At 65.3% G+C, this 17518-nt stretch carries 16 protein-coding genes; 11 read left to right on the top strand and 5 right to left on the bottom strand.

Going from position 1 to position 17518, the window contains the following annotated elements:
- From BPRO_RS02855 to BPRO_RS02805, 11 genes are all read left to right on the top strand, one after another.
- Entirely contained in the window at nucleotides 1-1191 is a 1191-nt protein-coding gene (locus BPRO_RS02855; RefSeq protein WP_011481545.1) for a CaiB/BaiF CoA transferase family protein, read from the top strand.
- Between the two features lie 42 nt (nucleotides 1192-1233).
- Nucleotides 1234-2622 carry an MmgE/PrpD family protein gene (locus tag BPRO_RS02850; protein WP_011481544.1) on the top strand — a complete coding sequence of 463 codons (1389 nt, stop codon included), beginning with the start codon at nucleotides 1234-1236 and terminating at the stop codon, nucleotides 2620-2622.
- Nucleotides 2619-3512 (top strand): HpcH/HpaI aldolase/citrate lyase family protein, encoded by an 894-nt coding sequence (locus BPRO_RS02845; protein ID WP_011481543.1) that lies wholly within the window; start codon nucleotides 2619-2621, stop codon nucleotides 3510-3512. Before BPRO_RS02850 ends, BPRO_RS02845 begins: the two co-directional genes overlap by 4 nt.
- Before the next feature lie 168 nt (nucleotides 3513-3680).
- Nucleotides 3681-4673, top strand: a complete 993-nt coding sequence (locus tag BPRO_RS02840) for a tripartite tricarboxylate transporter substrate binding protein BugD (protein WP_011481542.1) — start codon at nucleotides 3681-3683, stop codon at nucleotides 4671-4673.
- 479 nt (nucleotides 4674-5152) lie between these two features.
- Nucleotides 5153-5620 carry a (2Fe-2S)-binding protein gene (locus tag BPRO_RS02835; protein ID WP_011481541.1) on the top strand — a complete coding sequence of 156 codons (468 nt, stop codon included), beginning with the start codon at nucleotides 5153-5155 and terminating at the stop codon, nucleotides 5618-5620.
- 114 nt (nucleotides 5621-5734) lie between these two features.
- The gene (locus tag BPRO_RS02830) at nucleotides 5735-8110 is read left to right on the top strand and encodes a xanthine dehydrogenase family protein molybdopterin-binding subunit (RefSeq protein WP_011481540.1); all 2376 of its coding nucleotides are present in this window, start codon (nucleotides 5735-5737) and stop codon (nucleotides 8108-8110) included.
- A gap of 22 nt (nucleotides 8111-8132) precedes the next feature.
- Nucleotides 8133-8924, top strand: a complete 792-nt coding sequence (locus BPRO_RS02825; RefSeq protein ID WP_011481539.1) for an FAD binding domain-containing protein — start codon at nucleotides 8133-8135, stop codon at nucleotides 8922-8924.
- Between the two features lie 226 nt (nucleotides 8925-9150).
- Nucleotides 9151-10137, top strand: a complete 987-nt coding sequence (locus BPRO_RS02820) for an AAA family ATPase (protein WP_011481538.1) — start codon at nucleotides 9151-9153, stop codon at nucleotides 10135-10137.
- 171 nt (nucleotides 10138-10308) lie between these two features.
- Nucleotides 10309-11493, top strand: coding sequence for a vWA domain-containing protein (locus BPRO_RS02815; protein WP_011481537.1), 1185 nt, complete (start codon nucleotides 10309-10311; stop codon nucleotides 11491-11493).
- Nucleotides 11494-11524: 31 nt separating this feature from the next.
- Entirely contained in the window at nucleotides 11525-12118 is a 594-nt protein-coding gene (locus BPRO_RS02810; RefSeq protein ID WP_011481536.1) for an SRPBCC family protein, read from the top strand.
- Between the two features lie 30 nt (nucleotides 12119-12148).
- Nucleotides 12149-13243 (top strand): XdhC family protein, encoded by a 1095-nt coding sequence (locus BPRO_RS02805; protein ID WP_011481535.1) that lies wholly within the window; start codon nucleotides 12149-12151, stop codon nucleotides 13241-13243.
- A gap of 84 nt (nucleotides 13244-13327) precedes the next feature.
- Here BPRO_RS02805 and BPRO_RS02800 read toward each other — a convergent pair whose 3' ends face one another.
- The 5 genes from BPRO_RS02800 to urtD form a co-directional block, all read right to left on the bottom strand.
- Complete coding sequence (locus tag BPRO_RS02800) at nucleotides 13328-14365, bottom strand: aliphatic amidase (protein ID WP_011481534.1); 1038 nt, start codon at nucleotides 14363-14365, stop codon at nucleotides 13328-13330.
- A 31-nt stretch (nucleotides 14366-14396) separates the two neighbouring features.
- Entirely contained in the window at nucleotides 14397-14738 is a 342-nt protein-coding gene (locus tag BPRO_RS02795; RefSeq protein ID WP_011481533.1) for an FmdB family zinc ribbon protein, read from the bottom strand.
- Nucleotides 14739-14758: 20 nt separating this feature from the next.
- Entirely contained in the window at nucleotides 14759-15991 is a 1233-nt protein-coding gene (fmdA, locus tag BPRO_RS02790) for a formamidase (protein ID WP_011481532.1), read from the bottom strand.
- 68 nt (nucleotides 15992-16059) lie between these two features.
- Nucleotides 16060-16749: an urea ABC transporter ATP-binding subunit UrtE gene (gene urtE, locus BPRO_RS02785; RefSeq protein WP_011481531.1), complete on the bottom strand. Its 690-nt coding sequence runs from the start codon at nucleotides 16747-16749 to the stop codon at nucleotides 16060-16062.
- 19 nt (nucleotides 16750-16768) lie between these two features.
- Nucleotides 16769-17512, bottom strand: coding sequence for an urea ABC transporter ATP-binding protein UrtD (urtD, locus tag BPRO_RS02780; RefSeq protein WP_011481530.1), 744 nt, complete (start codon nucleotides 17510-17512; stop codon nucleotides 16769-16771).
- Between the last annotated feature and the right edge of the window lie 6 nt (nucleotides 17513-17518).

Genomic DNA, 17518 nt, shown 5'->3' with positions numbered 1-17518 from the left:
ATGACCCGACCGCTTGACGGCATCACTGTCGTTTCCCTCGAACACGCGATCGCCGCGCCGTTCTGCACCCGCCAGCTGGCCGACCTCGGCGCCCGCGTGATCAAGATCGAGCGCCCCGGCGTGGGCGACTTTGCGCGCGCCTACGACCAGCGCGTGCGCGGCCAGGCCTCGCACTTTGTTTGGACCAACCGCTCCAAGGAAAGCCTCACACTCGACCTGAAGCAGCCCGCGGCGCTGGCCGTGCTGAAGGCATTGCTGGCCAAGGCCGACGTGCTGGTGCAAAACCTCGCGCCCGGCGCCACCGCGCGCATGGGGCTGGGCTATGAAGCGCTCCGCCAGGACCATCCCGGCCTGATCGTCTGCGACATCTCGGGCTACGGCGAAGACGGCCCCTACCGCGACAAGAAGGCCTACGACCTGCTGATCCAGAGCGAGGCCGGCCTGCTGTCGATCACCGGCACGGCCGAAGAGCCCTCCAAGGCCGGCAACTCGATGGCCGACATCGCCGCCGGCATGTACGCCTACACCAGCGTGCTGGCGGCGCTGCTGCTGCGCGATAAACGGGGTGGGACCGGCAAAGGCTCGCACATCGACGTGTCCATGCTCGAATCGCTGGCCGAATGGATGGGTTACCCGCTGTATTACGCATTTGAAGGCGCCCCGCCGCCGCCGCGCACCGCCGCCTCGCATGCCAGCATCTACCCCTATGGCCCGTTCCAGGCCGGTGACGGCGGCACGGTGATGCTGGGCCTGCAAAACGAACGCGAATGGAAAGTCTTTTGCGAGGTCGTGCTGCGAAATGCCCCCCTGGCCACCGACCCGCGCTTTGACAGCAACGCCCGTCGCAACGAAAACCGCGATGCGCTCAAGGCCATCATCCTGGCCACCTTTGCCCAGCTCGGCACCGCCCAGGTCGTGGCACGGCTGGACGAAGCGCAGATTGCCAATGCCCGCATGAACAGCATGGCCGAGGTCTGGGCGCACCCGCAGCTCAAGGCGCGCGAGCGCTGGCAAAACGTGGGTTCACCGGCGGGTGACATTCCGGCGCTGCTGCCGCCGGGCCGCAACAGCAGCTTTGACTACCGCATGGACGCCATCCCCGCCGTCGGCCAGCACACCGACACCATCCTGCGCGAGCTGGGTCGTGACGAGGCCGCCATCGCCCAACTGTACGCGGCCCAGGCCGTTTAACCCTATGGGCCTTGTACCGATTGCATTCACAAGGATGACCCGATGAGTTCTCCCACCGCCCAGCTGGCCGCGTTTGCCGCCAGCCTGACTTTCGAGGCCATTCCCGCGCCGGTGGTGCGCAAGGCCGAAGACCTGCTGGTCGACTGGTTCGGCTCGGCGCTTGCCGGAAAGGGCGCGCGCCCGGTGGAGACCATCGCGCGCTTTGCCGCGCAGATGGGGCCGCAGCCAACGCGCAGCGGCAGCGCGCTGCCCGCCGGCGCCTCCGAAGTGCTGATCAACCGCAGCTGCACCAGCCCCTACCTGGCGGCCATGGTCAACGCGGCCGCCTCGCATGTGGCCGAGCAGGACGACGTCCACAATGGCTCGGTGTTTCACCCCGCCACGGTGGTGTTTCCGGCGGCGCTGGCGGTGGCCCAGGCGCTGGGCGCCAGCGGCCGGCAGCTGCTGACGGCCTCGGTGGCAGGCTACGAGGTCGGGATCCGGGTGGGCGAGTTCCTGGGCCGCTCGCATTACAAGGTGTTCCACACCACCGGAACGGCCGGCACGCTGGCCGCCGCCGCAGCGGTGAGCCATCTGCTGGGGCTCACGGCGCAGCAGATGCGGCACGCCTTCGGTTTGGCCGGCACGCAGTCGGCCGGCCTGTGGGAATTCCTGCGTACCGCGGCCGACTCCAAGCAGCTGCACACCGCGCATGCCGCCGCCGCGGGGCTGATGTCGGCCTACCTGGCGCAGGGCGGCTTTACCGGGGCGGCGCAGATCTTCGAAGGCCCGCAGGGCATGGCGGCCGGCATGTCGAGCGATGCCGACCCCGCCCGGCTCACCGCGGGTCTCGGCACCCGCTGGGCCACGGCCGAAACCTCGTTCAAGTACCACGCCTCGTGCCGCCACACGCACCCGGCCGCCGACGCGCTGCTGCAGGTGATGCAAACCCACCACCTCCGGCCCGACGACCTGGCCAGCGTGGTCACCCATGTGCATCAGGGCGCCCTTGACGTCCTCGGGCCGGTGACGCATCCCGCCACCGTGCACCAGAGCAAATTCTCCATGGGCACGGTGCTGGCGCTGGTGGCGCGCTTCAAGCACGCCGGCCTGGCCGAGTTCGACCAGCACTTCGACGATGCCGCCACGCAAAGCCTGCGCGACCGTGTGAGCATGGTGCTGGACGCCGAAGTGGACCGCGCCTACCCGCAGCGCTGGATTGGTAAGGTCACGGTGACCACGACCGATGGCCGGGTGCTGCAGGGCCGCGTCGATGAGCCCAAGGGCGACCCCGGCAACACCCTCAGCCGCGAGGAGATCACCGCCAAGGCCTTGCGGCTGGCGGCTTACAGCAGTGCCGCCGCGCCCGCCGACATGCAGGCAGCCATCGATGGCCTGTGGGCGGTGGCGCAGTGCCCGCGGCTCGGGCCGCTGCTCGGAGGTGTGGCATGACCACCGTCCCGGCGCCCGCCCTCGCAACCACTATAGCTATCGCACCCGCAGTGGCGCGCGCGCACGCCCTGCTTTTTGTGCCCGCCAACCGGCCGGAGCGCATTGCCAAGGCGCTGGCCAGCGGCGCCGGTGCGGTGATCGTGGACCTGGAAGACGCCGTGCCGCCGGATGCCAAGGCAACCGCCCGCGACCAGCTGGTGCAGGTGTTCTCTAGCCTGGGCGCGGCGGAACGCGCGCGCCTGCTGGTACGCATCAACGCCGGCAGCACGCCCTGGCATGCCGGCGATTTGGCACTGGTGGGCCGGCTGGCCGCGCAGGGCCTGGCTGCCGTGATGGTGCCCAAGGCCGAATCCGCCGCCGACCTCGCGCAGGTGGCCGCCGCGGTTGGCCCGGCGTGCGGCCTGCTGCCGCTCGTGGAGTCGGCCGCCGGACTGGCGGCCGCGGATGCGCTGGCGCACAGCCCGCAGGTCGTCCGGCTGGCGTTTGGCAACCTCGACTTTCAGGCCGACCTGGGGCTGGCCTGCGAACCGGACGAGGCCGAGCTGGTGTCGGTACGCCTGGCCCTGGTGCTGGCATCGCGCCGCGCCGGACTGGCGGCGCCGGTCGATGGCGTCACCCCCGACATCGGCGACCTCGCAGCGCTGCAGGCAACCGCTGCCCGCAGCCGGCGCGGCGGCTTTGGCGCCAAGCTGTGCATTCACCCTGCCCAGGTGGCCCCGGTCAATGCGGCGCTGGCGCCCAGCGCGGCCGAGCTGGACTGGGCGCGTAGGGTCATTGAAGGCAATGACAGCGAGCGCGGCGGCGTGTTCGTGCTGGATGGCCGGATGGTCGACGCCCCGGTGGTGCGGCGGGCCCGCCAGCTGCTGGCGCAGGCTCCCGGTAATCCATGAATCGATGAACCGGCGGACCGTCTCTGGCAAGGGATCAGGCAAGGGGTTTTTCCGATTGCGCAGTCTGGCCTCAGCGCCCAAGATGAGATCACAGGGTGGCAGCGCCCCGCTCTCGCCGGCCGGCCCGGCAGCAACCATTTACAGCATTTACAGCAAGGAAGACACATCATGATCAAACTCAACACCGTCAAAACCGCGCTGGCGGCTTGTACGGCAGCGCTCGCGCTGTCGGCCAGCCTGCCGGCTTTCAGCCAGGCCTTCCCCGACAAACCCGTCACCCTGGTGGTGCCGTTCGCTGCCGGCGGCCCCACCGACGTGCTGGCCCGCATGATCGCCATTCCCATGGGCAAGTCCCTGGGCCAGACGGTGATCGTTGAAAACACCGTCGGCGCCGGCGGCACGATTGCGGCCACCCGGGTGGCGCGATCCACCCCCAATGGCTACACCCTCTTTATTCACCACATGGGCATGGCCACCGCGCCGGCGCTGTACAAAAAGCTCAGCTTCGATCCGCTGAAAGACTTCGAGTACATCGGCCAGGTGGTGGATGTGCCGATGACGCTGCTGGCGCGCAAGGACTTTCCCGCCAACAACTTCAATGAGCTGCTGGCCTACGTCAAGACCAACAAGGAAAAGGTGTCGCTGGCCAATGCCGGGCTGGGCGCCGTGTCGCACCTGTGCGGCCTGCTGTTCATGAGCCAGATCGGCGTGGAGCTCAACACCATTCCCTACAAGGGTACCGGCCCCGCCATCAATGACCTGCTGGGCGGCCAGGTGGACCTGCTGTGCGACCAGACCACGCAAACCGTGCCGATGATCAAGGATGGCCGCGTCAAGGTGTTCGGCGTGACCTCGCTCAAGCGCCTGTCGGCTTTGCCCAATGTGCCCACGCTGGACGAGCAGGGTCTCAAGGGCTTTGAGGTCAAGGTGTGGCACGGCATCTACGCACCCAAGGGCACGCCGGCACCGGTGCTCGACAAGATCAACGCCTCTCTGCGCGCGGCCATGCAGGATCCGACGGTCAAGCAGCGCCTGGCCGAACTGAGCTCGGACATCGTGCCGCTGGACAAGATGACCCCGGCCGCCCTGAAGAGCCACCTGGAGGCCGAGATCAACAAATGGAGCCCGGTGATCAAGAAGGCTGGCGTGTACGCCGATTGAACCGGATTTGAGCCCGACTGCATCCCGCCTGGCCATCATCATGGCCCGGTGGTGCAATTGGGCATGAATCTGGCCCGCAGCCAAGCTGGATGGCGGCGGCCAGCGCCTGATGTCATGGCGCGTTGAAGACGCCGCCCCGTTGACACGCCAGGCGGCCAGGGCGGCGGGGATGACTTGGTGACCGTTCAAGCGCCCCATTGAGGGCCTTGGGTACCTTGCGCGCAATGCGCACCGGGTACGCCCTGTCAAATCCAGCGGCAGGCGTACAGTGCCAGACGGGCTGCGTGGAAACTTCGCACGCAACCGGCCTGGCCGGCTTGGCCGGCCTGCAAGCCTGACACGTATTGTTCCAATTTGAGAATTTCACCCGGGCCCGGCACGCATGCTAGGGTTTAACCTAGGGATGTCTGTCGTCAGTGATCCAACAATGAGCCTGCAACATCCTCAGCCAAAGCCAATAGCAGACAGGAGACTCGCCCATGCAAGTTCAACTCACAGTCAACGGGAAATCGTCCAGCATTGAGGCCCCGCCCAACACCCTGTTGGTGCAGGTGTTGCGGGAGCATCTCAAGCTCACCGGAACCCATGTGGGCTGCGACACCGCCCAATGCGGCGCCTGCACCGTCATCATGAACGGGCGGGCCGTCAAGTCATGCAACATCCTGGCGGCCCAGGCGGCCGGTGCCGAGATCACCACCATTGAAGGCCTGGCCAAGGCAGATGGCACGATGCACCCGATGCAGGCCGCCTTCAAGGAGTGCCACGGCCTGCAATGCGGTTTTTGCACCACCGGCATGGTGATGAACGCCGTGGACCTGTGCACGCACCACCCCCAGGCCACGGAAGCCGAAATCCGCGAACTGCTGGAAGGCAATATCTGCCGCTGCACGGGCTACCAGAACATCGTCAAGGCCGTGCAGCAAGGCGCGGTGGCGATGGCGACCTGAGAGACCGGAGGCAACAGCACTGCCGGTTCCCGCTACCGGCATGGATGAAACGTCCCGCCAGCGCGAGAGCCAAGGCCAAACCAAGTTAGCCATCTTTCCCAGGGAGTACACGACATGGGTGCATCCGACTTCATCAACCTGCCGACGATCGGCACGTCCGTTCGCCGCAAGGAAGACTACCGCTTTCTCACCGGTGGCGGCCAATACACCGATGACATCACGCTGGCCAACCAGAGTTACGCGGTGTTTGTGCGCTCGCCGCATGCGCATGCCCGGATCAACAGCATCAGCACCGCGCAGGCCAAGGCCGCGCCGGGCGTTCTGGGCGTGTTTGTCGGCGAGGACGTCGCGGCCGACAAGATCAACGGCCTGCCCTGCGGCTGGCTGATCACCTCCACCTCCGGCACCCCGATGAAGGAGCCGCCGCACCCCATCCTGGCGCAGGGCAAGGTGCGTTATGTCGGCGACCATGTCGCCATGGTGGTGGCCGAAACGCTGGAGCAGGCCAAAAATGCCGCCGAGCTGGTCGAGGTGGACTACGACGTGCTGAGCGCCGTGGTCAAGGTCACGGATGCCGCGAAAGCCACGGCCCTGCATGACGCCGCACCCGACAACCACTGCTACAAATGGGCGATAGGCGACAAGGCGCAGGTCGATGCGGCTTTTGCCGGGGCGGCGCATGTGACCAAACTTGACCTGACCAACAACCGGCTGGTGCCCAACGCGATGGAGCCGCGCGCCGTGATCGGATCCTACAGCCGGGCGACGGATGAATACACGCTGTACGTGGCCAACCAGAACCCGCACGTCGAGCGCCTGCTGCTCACCGCGTTTGTGATGGGCCTGCCGGAGCACAAGGTGCGCGTGATTGCGCCCGATGTGGGGGGCGGCTTCGGCTCCAAGATCTACCTGTATGCCGAAGATGTCTGCCTGACCTGGGCCTCGAAAAAACTCAACCGCAACATCAAGTGGACGGCCGACCGCAGCGAAGCCTTTGTCAGCGACGCCCACGGCCGGGACCATTCCAGCCATGCCGAAATGGCGCTCGACAAGGACGGCAAGTTCCTCGCGCTGCGCGTGCACACCGACGCCAACATGGGCGCCTACCTGTCAACCTTTGCGCCGGCCATCCCGACCATTCTGTATGCCACGCTGCTGGCCGGCCAGTACACCACGCCGCAGATTTATGTCGAGGTCGATGCCTGGTTCACCAACACCGCGCCGGTGGACGCCTACCGCGGCGCCGGCCGTCCCGAAGCGACCTACCTGCTGGAACGGCTGGTCACGCGCGCCGGCTGGGAGCTGGGCCTGGCGCAGGATGAAATCCGCCGGCGCAACATGGTCACCCAGTTCCCGTACCAGACGCCGGTGGCGCTGCAGTACGACGTGGGCGACTTCCGCGCCTTGCTGGAGCGCGCCAACGAACTGGCCGACGTGGCCGGTTTTGCCCGGCGCAAAACGGCCACCGAGGCGAAGGGCAAGCTGCGCGGCATGGGCTACTCGAGCTACATCGAAGCCTGCGGCCTGGCGCCCAGCAACATCGCCGGCGCGCTGGGTGCCCGGGCCGGCCTGTTCGAGTGCGGCGAGGTGCGGGTTCACCCCACCGGCAGCGTCACCGTGTTCACCGGCTCGCACAGCCACGGGCAGGGCCATGAGACCACGTTCTCCCAGGTCGTGGCCGCCCGCCTGGGCATTTCGGTCGAGCAGGTGGACGTGGTGCATGGCGACACCGGGCGAGTGCCTTTCGGCATGGGCACCTATGGGTCCCGCTCCCTGGCGGTCGGCGGCACGGCCATCATGAAGGCGCTGGACAAGATCGAGGCCAAGGCCAAGAAAATCGCCGCCCACCTGATGGAGGCCAGCGACGCCGACGTCGAGTTCGCCAATGGCGAATTCACCATCAAGGGAACCGACAAGAAAGTGACCTTCGGCCAGGTGGCGCTGACGGCCTACGTGCCGCACAACTACCCGCTCGACAAGCTGGAGCCCGGCCTCAACGAGACGGCGTTTTACGACCCGACCAACTTCACCTTCCCGGCCGGCACCTACATCTGCGAAGTCGAGGTCGACCCCGCCACCGGTGAAGTGAGGGTGGACCGCTTCACCGCGGTGGACGACTTCGGCAACATCATCAACCCGATGATCGTCGAAGGCCAGGTGCACGGAGGCCTGGTGCAGGGCATTGGCCAGGCGTTGATGGAAAACTGCGTGTACGACGAAGAATCCGGCCAGCTGCTGACCGGCTCGCTAATGGACTACGCGATGCCGCGTGCCGACGACATGCCCAACTTCACGCTGGCCACGCTGTGCACACCGTGCAGCCACAACCCGCTCGGCGCCAAGGGCTGCGGCGAGGCGGGCGCCATCGGGTCGCCGCCGGCGGTGATCAACGCCGTGCTGGATGCGCTCAAGCCGCTGGGCGTGACCGACTTCGACATGCCTGCATCGCCCGGCCGTGTCTGGGAAGCCATCCAGGCCGCCAAACACTGAACCCTTCCAAGGAGCACCCACCATGTATGCATTCACCCTGGAACGCCCCACCACCCTGGCTGACGCCGCGAAGCTCGCAGCCGCCGGCGCCAAGCCGCTGGCCGGTGGCCAGACCCTGCTGGCGTCGATGAAGATGCGCCTGTCCAGCCCGGAGCAACTGGCCGACCTGAGCGGCATCAAGGAACTTGCCGGCATCAAGCGCGACAGCAATGCTTTTGTGATCGGTGCGATGACGCGCCACGCCGATGTGGCCGACAACGCCGAACTGAAAGCGGCCTTGCCCGCGCTGGCGGACATGGCAGCGCACATCGGTGACCGCCAGGTGCGCGCGATGGGCACGCTGGGTGGCTCGGTGGCCAACAACGACCCGGCCGCCTGCTACCCCAGCGCGGTGCTGGGGCTGGGCGCGACCATTCACACGACGGCGCGCAAGATTGCCGCCGACGATTTCTTCCTCGGCATGTTCGCGACCGCGCTCAACGAAGGCGAGTTGATCACCGCGATCAGCTTTCCGATTCCGAAGCGCGCGGCCTACATGAAGTTCAAGCAGCCGGCCTCGCGCTTTGCGCTGGTCGGTGTGTTCATTGCGCAGTTTGATGCCGGTGTGCGCGTGGCCATCACCGGGGCGGCCAACGGCGTGTTCCGCCATGCCGGCCTGGAAGCTGCCTTGAGCAAAAGCTTCACGCCCGAAGCAGCCGCCGCCGTGAAGATTGACGCAACAGACCTCAACAGCGACATCCACGCCACAGCGGCGTACCGCGCCAACCTGATCAGCGTGCAGGCGCAGCGCGGGGTGGCGAAGGCGCTGGGCTAACCGGGCAAGGCCAAGGCGGGGTGGCGAAGGCTGTCATTGCGGGCTTGACCCGCAATCCATGAACCCGGCTTTTGGCTGGAGAATGCGGATGCATGGATCCCGGATCAAGTCCGGGATGACAACCGGGGCAAGGGCCTCACTGAACCAAATTGCTCTCAGCCCTTGATTTACGGGCGCAAGTAGCTATTTAATTGATAGCCCATGAAAAACCGGCAGGCCGATTTCTATGACACCTTTCCCAAGCATTGATGCGCTGATGCAGGCGCTGCAGGGCGCCGGCTACTTTGCCGACCGCCGGCTGGCGACGGCGGTCTTTCTGGCCCTCAGGCTGCAGCGTCCGCTGCTGCTGGAAGGCGAGCCCGGCGTGGGCAAGACCGAGCTGGCCAAGGCGCTGGCCGTGGCGCTGCAGCGGCAACTGATACGCCTGCAGTGCTACGACGGGCTGGAGCAGCGCGAAGCCCTGTACGAATGGAACTATGCGGCCCAGTTGCTGCACATGCGGGCCGTGGAATTGAGAGCCCCCACGCTCGGCACTGGCGTGTCCTCGCTGCCCCCCGAGGGGGCGTCCGCCGCCTTGGGGCGGCCCGGCGGCGGCGGGCACGACAACGCCGCCGACGTGGAACGCGAGGTCTACCAGGACCGCTACCTGATCCGGCGCCCGCTGCTGCAGGCGCTGCAAACGCCCCCGCCGGGCGCGGTGCTGCTGATCGACGAAGTGGACCGGGCCGATGAACCCTTCGAAGCCTTTTTGCTGGAATACCTGGGCGAGTACCAGGTCAGCATTCCGGAGATCGGCACGGTGCGCGCCGAGGTGACGCCCGTCACCATCCTCACCAGCAACCGCACGCGCGAACTCAACGACGCCGTCAAGCGGCGCTGCCTGTACCACTGGCTCGACTACCCGGACCGCGAACGCGAACTCGCGATTGTGCGGGCCCAGGTTCCCGAGGCCGGTGAGCAGCTGTCTGCGCAGGTGGCCGGCTTTGTCGACCGGCTGCGCCGCTCGCCGTTCGGCAATGCCTTCCAGCGGGCGCCGGGCATTGCCGAGAGCGTCGAATGGGCCAGGGCGCTGGTCGCGCTCGACACACTGGTGGTTGACCCCGAAGTGGTGGCCGATACGGCAGGCATTCTGTTCAAGCAGCGTGAAGATGTAGCGGCGCTGACGCATGGGATGGCGGTTGAGTTGCTGAAGCCCGAGGAGGTGGCGGGATGATGCGCACTCGCCCTCACCCCAACCCTCTCCCAGGGGGAGAGGGAGCAAGTCCGCTTTTCATCCTCTATGCCGGAGTACCCGCAGGAGAGGGAGTAAGTCCGCACGTCCCTCTCTCTTTCACCGGGTTCACTCCCTCTCCCTCCGGGAGAGGGCTGGGGTGAGGGCTCCCCCGTGCTGTTAGGCGACGCCAGAGCCGGCAAGCTGGCCGACAACATCACCGGTTTTGGCCGGGCGTTGCGCCGCGCCGGCGTGAAAATTGACAGCCAGCGCATCGCGCTGGCCAAGGAGGCCGCGCTGGCGGTCGGCGTTGCCGACAAGGAAGACCTCAGCGCCGCCTTTGAAGCGGTCATGGTCAGCCGCGAGCAGGACCGTCTGGTCTTTCGCGAACTGTTCGATGTGTACTTCCAGGACCCGAAAGTCGCCAACAAGCTGCTGGCGCAGTTGCTGCCCAGCGCCGAAGGCAAGGCCGAACCGAGCAAGCGCCGGCCCCGCGTGCGCGAGGCGCTGTCGCCGCAAAAGACCTTTGGCCAGCAGGCCCAGCCCCGCGCCGAAGACCAGAAGGTGGAGTTCGATGCGGCCATGACGGCCAGCGACATTGAACGCCTGCAGCATGCCGACTTCAACGCGCTGTCGGCCACCGAGTACCGCCTGGTCGAGCGGCTGGCGCGCGACATCAAACTGCCCTTGCCCATGTTTGCCTCGCGCCGCAGCCGCCCCGCCACCTCGGGCGCGCGCATTCACTGGCCGGGCGTGATGCACCGGGCCGCGCAAACCGGCGGCGAGCTGATGCAACTGCCGCGGCGGCAGCGGCGCGAGCAGGCCCTGCCGCTGCTGGTGCTGGTCGATGTGTCGGGCTCAATGGAGCGCTATGCGCGTTTGCTGCTGGCCTTTTTGCACGCGGCCACGCGCCGTCATCCGCACCGCGATGTGTTTGCCTTCGGCATGCACCTGACCGATTTGACACCGGCATTTCGCCAGTCCGACACCGACGAGATGCTGGCGCATGCCAGTCTGGCGATTGAAGACTTTGCCGGCGGCACGCAGCTGGGCGCGTCGCTGGCCAGCCTGCGCGAGCACCATGCGCGCCGCCTGGTAGGCCGGCGCACCATTGTGCTGGTCATCACCGACGGGCTGGACACCGGCGAGCCGGCCGATCTGGCGAAAGAGCTCGCCTGGCTGCGCCGGCGCAGCCGCCGCCTGCTCTGGCTCAACCCCTTGCTGCGCTTTGACGGCTACGCGCCGCTGGCACGCGGCGCGGCCGTGCTGCATGCCCACGCGCATGGCATGCTGGCCGTGCACAATTTAGCCAAGCTCGAAGAGCTGGCGGCCAGCCTGGCCGCCCTGATGAAAACCTGAAAAAAAACTGAAAACTTGAAAGAATCTCCCCATGGACATGCAAGGAAGCCGTCAACTGGCCGTGACCCAGCAACAAGCGTGGGATGCGCTGAACGACCCGGCCGTGCTCAAAACCTGCATACCGGGTTGCGACAAGGTCGAAGCCGCTGGCGAGAACCAGTATGCGATCGGCATGGCGCTGAAGATTGGCCCCGTGTCGGCCAAATTCTCCGGCAAGATCACGCTGAGCGACATCACCCCGCCGGCCAGCTACCGGCTGTCGTTTGAAGGGCAAGGCGGCCCGGCCGGCTTTGGCAAAGGCAGCGCGGCGGTCACGCTGACGCCGGACGCGGACGGCTGCGAGCTGTCCTACACGGTCAATGCCACCGTAGGCGGCAAGATTGCGCAGCTCGGGCAGCGGCTGATCGACGGTGCGGCCAAATCGATGGCGGAAGATTTCTTCAAACGTTTTGACGGAGAAATGCAACGCCAGCACCCTGAAAGTTATGCGGCCAAAATGGTGATGGGCGATGTGGATGCGGAACCGGCGGGCGGCGCGCACAATGCGGGCGTGCCCATGTGGGTCTGGGTCGGCGGTGCGGTGGTGGTCGTGCTGCTTGCGCTCGTGGCATTGTGGCCCCGTTGAAAATTCGGCAATGTCGGTCAAGGATAGTGAATGGAAAATCTCGATGTGATGGTGCTGCGGACCTTGCGCGACTGGCGCACGGCGGGCAAGCGCGCCTTGCTGGCCACCGTGGTACGCACCTGGGGCTCGTCGCCGCGACCGGTGGGCTCGATCATGGCGCTGTGTGAAGACGGCGCGGTGGTGGGCTCGGTCTCCGGCGGCTGCATCGAAGACGACCTGATTTACCAGTACACACGCGCCTACGCGTCGGCGGCCGCCCAGCCCGGCGGTGCTGGTGCTGGCAGCCAGCAGATCCCGTCGGGTCCGCCCGCTTTCATCAAGTACGGCATCACCGCCGACGAGGCGCACCGCTTTGGCCTGCCCTGCGGCGGCACGCTGGAGCTGGTGCTGGAGTACGACCCCGATGTCGGCCACCTGGCGCAGCTGGTCGAGGCGCTGGAAGCCGGGCAGCTGATGCAGCGCAGCGTGCACCTGGCCGATGGCTCGGTGACGCTGGCGCAGGCCACGGCACCTGCAGCGCTCAGCGTTTCGGCCACGGAACTCGTCAACACCTTCGGCCCTGAATACCGCATGTTGCTGATTGGCGCCGGCCAGTTGACCGAATACCTCGCCACGATGGCGCTGTTCAGCGGCTTTGCCGTCACTGTCTGCGATCCGCGCGAAGAATACCGCAGCGCGTGGCAGGTAGCGGGCGCCAAAGTGCTCAGCGACATGCCGGACGATGTGGTGGTGGCCTTCAAGCCCGACCGGCGCAGCTGCGTGATTGCGCTCACGCACGACCCCAAGCTCGATGACCTGGCTTTGCTGGAAGCCCTGGGCACCGATGCGTTCTATGTAGGCGCCATCGGCTCGCGGCGCAACAACGAGGCACGGCACCAGCGCATGATCGAGCACTTCGGCCAGACCGAAGCCACGCTGTCGCGCCTGCGCGGCCCCATCGGCATTTACATCGGCAGCAAGACACCGCCGGAAATTGCCGTCAGTGTGATGGCGGAGGTTCTGGCCGTAAAAAATGGCGTGACGCTGCCGCGCGACATGGAAGTGGCCCGGGCCAAGAACGAGCGCGCCGTAGCGGCTAATCCGGAAGGCGACCTGGTGTGCGGCGTGGATGGCAGCCATTCCTGAGCCACTTTCATCAGTTCAGGAAATTCAAACCTCCGGGCAAACCGTGTGCTGTGCACCGACCATCACCCTGGCCGGGTGCCGGCCCTACGCGACTTCGGTGCCCTGATGGGGAATCCCGTCAATAGGCGCTTCATCCGTGCCTATCGTTGTGCGGGTAAACGACTCCACCATCTTGCGCGTGCCCTCGGGATCACGCAGCCAGTTGGCATAAAAGTCGTAGGGGCAGGCGGCCACACCCTTGTCCCCATCACCCGAATTGATCACCCCCGTATAGCCGCGGTGTACCAGCTTGAAGAGATGGTTCTCTGACTGGCCATTGCGGCGAAAGTCGCGAATCAGGCTCTTGGACAGCGCCGCATACTGAATGCCCATTTCCTCCTCGCCACACTCGCCCAGCGTTCTGCCGTCAAAGCCGATCAGCGCAGAGTGTCCAAAATAGGAGTACACGCCATCAAAGCCCGCCGCATTGGCCACGGCCACATAGGTGTTGTTGGCAAACGCCATGGCCTTGGAGATCAGGATCTGTTGCTCCTTGGCCGGGTACATATAGCCCTGGCAGCGCACAATCAGTTCGGCCCCCCGCATTGCACAATCACGCCAGATCTCCGGGTAGTTGCCGTCGTCGCAAATGATCAGGCTGACCTTCAGGCCCTTGGGTCCCTCACTGACGTAGGTGCGGTCACCCGGGTACCAGCCTTCGACAGGAGTCCAGGGCATGATCTTGCGGTATTTCTGGACAATCTCGCCCCGGTCGTTCATCAGGATCAGGGTGTTGTACGGCGCCTTGCGCGGATGGTCTTCATGCCGTTCACCGGTGAGCGAGAACACGCCCCAAACCTTGGCCTTTCGGCAGGCGGCTGCAAAGATATCGGTTTCGAAGCCAGGCACTGTGGCCGCGTTCTCATGCATCTCTTTGCTGTCGTACATGATGCCGTGGGTGCTGTACTCCGGAAAGATCACCAGGTCCAGCCCGGGCAGCCCCTGCTTCATGCCCTCGACCATGCGGGCAATGTTGCGCGCATTCTCCATGACGTCGGCCTGGCTGTGCAGGCGCGGCATTTTGTAGTTGACCACCGCGACGCCGACAGTGTCCTTGCTGCTTGAAATATCGCCGTGAATCATGTTGGCCTCATGGGTTTTGACAGGGTTGGGATCAGTGACTGATCATCCAGGGGCGCTTGCTCGGGAAAGCCTTGTTGCCGTTGGGCGCCGTGACCGTGGCCCCGCGCTTGCCCGTCGAACAGCACCCACAGCCCGCAGGATGTCGCAGCCGCGCATAGTCGCCAGAGTTTTTCGGCTCGTGCCGGGCGCGCTCGTTGGTCTCCAGCGCACGTCGCGTGCTGCCCTCCATCAGGGCCAACCCCGGCGCGCTGGCCAGCACCCGCGGCGAGACGCCGCCGCAGACGGGGCAGGCGGCCGCCTGGTTGCGCGCAGCCACCGGGCGAAGCGCATCGAAGCCTCCGCACCGGGGGCAGGCGTAGTCATAGGTGGGCATGGGGCTTGCCTTGCTTCAGGTTAGACCAGGTCGGGCGACAAGGGCATGTCAATCGAGCCATCGATGTGCTTGACCGGCCCGGACGCGTTCGGGTTGATGTCAAAGTCGAATATCTGCGTGGGCAACCACAGCGTGGCGCAGGCGTTGGGAATATCCACCACGCCGCTGATGTGGCCCTGTACCGGCGCCGTGCCAAGGATGGAGTAGGCCTGCGCGCCGGAGTAGCCGAACTTCTTGAGGTACTCGATGGCGTTCAGGCAGGCCTGGCGGTAGGCGACGTGCACGTCCAGGTAGTGCTGCTTGCCCTTCTCGTCGACCGAGATGCCTTCGAAAATCAGGTAATCGTTGTAATGGGGCGTGATCGGGCTGGGCTTGAAGATCGGATTCTTGATACCGTACCTGGCCATGCCGCCCTTGATCAGGCTGACCTTCATGTGCACCCAGCCGGCCATCTCGATGGCGCCGCAAAACGTGATTTCACCATCGCCCTGGCTGAAGTGCAGGTCACCGACTGAAAGACCCGCGCCGTCGACATAGACGGGGAAAAAGACCTTGGAGCCGCGCGACAAATCCTTGATGTCGCAGTTGCCGCCGTGTTCACGTGGCGGCACGGTGCGCGCACCTTCGGCGGCGGCCTTGTCGCGCGCCGCACCGGTCATATTGCCCATGTGGGCCGTACCGGCCGAGGGGGGAACGGCCAGGGCCGGCACCCGGTCGGGGTCGGTGGCGATGAAGTCCATCTCCCGCTTGTTCCACATGTCCAGCATGGGCCTGTCGGGCAGGCAGCCGATGAGCCCGGGGTGGATCAGGCCCGCGAAGTTGACGCCGGGGACGTGACGCGAGCTGGTGAACATGCCCTTGAAATCCCAGATCGACTTTTGCGCCTGCGGGAAGTGGTCGACCAGGAAGCCGCCACCGTTGTTCCTGCTGAAGAAGCCGTTGAAGCCCCACAGGCTGTCCTGTTTCGCGCCGATGTCCAGCAGGTCCACCACCAGCAGGTCGCCGGGCTCGGCACCCTTCACGCCGACCGGACCCGACAGGTAATGCACCGTGGTCAGGTCAATGTCGCGCACATCGTCGGCGCTGTTGTTGTTCTTGATGAAACCACCGGTCCAGTCGAAGGTCTCCAGGATGAAGTCGTCGCCCGGATTGACCCAGCAGGCCATGGGAATGTCGGGATGCCAGCGGTTGTGGATGTTTTCGTTTTCGGTGGGCGACTTGGTCAGGTCAACTTTGATCAAGGTATCTGTCATGTCATGACTCCTGAAACGGGTGGTGAGGAAAGAGAAAAAAAGGAAGATAAAAAGGAGGAAAAGCGAACTCAGACAGAAAGGAATTGCTTGATGCGCGCCGTATCGGTGCCGGCCCGCGTGCTCTCGTGCACCAGTTGCCCGCCCTCGATGACGAACAGGCGGTCGGCCACATCCATCGCGAAGCTCAGCACCTGCTCAGAAACCACAATCGTGATTTCACGCATCTTGCGGATTTCGTTGAGCGCTTTGGCGATGTCCTTGATGATGGAGGGCTGAATGCCTTCCGTAGGTTCGTCCAGCAGCAGCACCTTGGGGTTGGTGACCAGCGCGCGGGCAATGGCCAGCTGCTGCTGCTGCCCGCCCGACAGGTTGCCGCCCTTGCGGCCGCGCATGTCGAAAAGCACCGGAAACAGCGCATAGATTTCTTCCGGAATCTGCTTGTGGCGCGCATTTTCCAGCCCGGTCTGGATGTTCTCCTCGACGGTGAGCGTCGGGAAAATCATGCGGCCCTGCGGCACATAGGCCACCCCCTTGGCGACCCGCTGATAGCTCTCGTCCCTGGAGATGTCCTTGCCGTCGATGTCTATGGTTCCCGACTTGAGCGGCAGGATGCCGATCAGCGACTTGAACAGCGTGGTCTTGCCCATGCCGTTGCGGCCCATGATGGCCACGGTTTCATTCTTCTTGGCAGAGAAGGTGATGCCGTGCAGCGCCTCGCTTTGCCCGTAGCTGACATGAAGCTTGTTGACGTTCAGCATGGTGATTCCCCTTGATTCCTCAGTGGCCCAGGTAGACGTCGATCACGCGCGGATCGGCCTGCACTTTTTCCATCGAACCTTCGGCCAGGATCTTTCCCTGGTGCATGACGGTCACCTTGTCGGCGATCCGTTTGACGAACTCCATGTCATGCTCGATGACGATCATGGCGCGCCCCTTGCAGATGCGCTTGAGCAGTTCGGCCGTGAGTTCCCGCTCGCGCACGCTCATGCCGGCGATGGGCTCGTCCAGCATCAGCAGCTCGGGGTCCTGCATCAGCAGCATGCCGATCTCCAGCCACTGCTTCTGACCGTGCGACAGCAAACCGGCTTCCGTGTCCAACTGAGCTGCAAGGCCAATCTCCATGGCCACGGCCTGCACACGGCTCTTGACTTCCTCGCTGCACTTGAAGAACAAGGCGCCAAACACGCCGCGCCCGCGGGGGAACGAGACCTCCAGGTTCTGGAACACACTGAGGTTTTCGTAGATGGAAGGCGTCTGGAACTTGCGGCCAATGCCCGAGCGGACAATCTGGTACTCGGGCAGCCTGGTCATCTCGTCGTTCTTGAACTTGATGCGGCCGGCGCTGGCGCGGGTCTTGCCGCAAATCAGATCCAGCAGCGTGGTCTTGCCGGCCCCGTTAGGGCCGATGATCACGCGCAGCTCGTTCTGGTCGACGTAGAGGTTCAGGCTGTCGATGGCCTTGAAGCCGTCGAACGATACGGTCAGGTCTTCTACCGACAGCACGAAATCAGTATTTTTCATCGCAGG

Origin of the sequence: Polaromonas sp. JS666 (assembly GCF_000013865.1) — a bacterium.
Classification (GTDB): Bacteria; Pseudomonadota; Gammaproteobacteria; order Burkholderiales; family Burkholderiaceae_C; genus Polaromonas.
This window is presented reverse-complemented; position numbering and strand designations above follow the sequence as displayed.

What these genes read in the sequence shown, in the direction of transcription:
- BPRO_RS02810 (WP_011481536.1), top strand. Translation starts at nt 11,525, where the DNA reads ATGGACATGCAAGGAAGCCGTCAACTGGCCGTGACCCAGCAACAAGCG.
- BPRO_RS02800 (WP_011481534.1), bottom strand. Translation starts at nt 14,365, where the DNA reads ATGATTCACGGCGATATTTCAAGCAGCAAGGACACTGTCGGCGTCGCG.
- BPRO_RS02805 (WP_011481535.1), top strand. Translation starts at nt 12,149, where the DNA reads ATGGAAAATCTCGATGTGATGGTGCTGCGGACCTTGCGCGACTGGCGC.
- BPRO_RS02820 (WP_011481538.1), top strand. Translation starts at nt 9,151, where the DNA reads ATGACACCTTTCCCAAGCATTGATGCGCTGATGCAGGCGCTGCAGGGC.
- BPRO_RS02830 (WP_011481540.1), top strand. Translation starts at nt 5,735, where the DNA reads ATGGGTGCATCCGACTTCATCAACCTGCCGACGATCGGCACGTCCGTT.
- BPRO_RS02855 (WP_011481545.1), top strand. Translation starts at nt 1, where the DNA reads ATGACCCGACCGCTTGACGGCATCACTGTCGTTTCCCTCGAACACGCG.
- BPRO_RS02840 (WP_011481542.1), top strand. Translation starts at nt 3,681, where the DNA reads ATGATCAAACTCAACACCGTCAAAACCGCGCTGGCGGCTTGTACGGCA.
- fmdA (WP_011481532.1), bottom strand. Translation starts at nt 15,991, where the DNA reads ATGACAGATACCTTGATCAAAGTTGACCTGACCAAGTCGCCCACCGAA.
- BPRO_RS02835 (WP_011481541.1), top strand. Translation starts at nt 5,153, where the DNA reads ATGCAAGTTCAACTCACAGTCAACGGGAAATCGTCCAGCATTGAGGCC.
- urtE (WP_011481531.1), bottom strand. Translation starts at nt 16,749, where the DNA reads ATGCTGAACGTCAACAAGCTTCATGTCAGCTACGGGCAAAGCGAGGCG.
- urtD (WP_011481530.1), bottom strand. Translation starts at nt 17,512, where the DNA reads ATGAAAAATACTGATTTCGTGCTGTCGGTAGAAGACCTGACCGTATCG.
- BPRO_RS02825 (WP_011481539.1), top strand. Translation starts at nt 8,133, where the DNA reads ATGTATGCATTCACCCTGGAACGCCCCACCACCCTGGCTGACGCCGCG.
- BPRO_RS02850 (WP_011481544.1), top strand. Translation starts at nt 1,234, where the DNA reads ATGAGTTCTCCCACCGCCCAGCTGGCCGCGTTTGCCGCCAGCCTGACT.
- BPRO_RS02795 (WP_011481533.1), bottom strand. Translation starts at nt 14,738, where the DNA reads ATGCCCACCTATGACTACGCCTGCCCCCGGTGCGGAGGCTTCGATGCG.
- BPRO_RS02845 (WP_011481543.1), top strand. Translation starts at nt 2,619, where the DNA reads ATGACCACCGTCCCGGCGCCCGCCCTCGCAACCACTATAGCTATCGCA.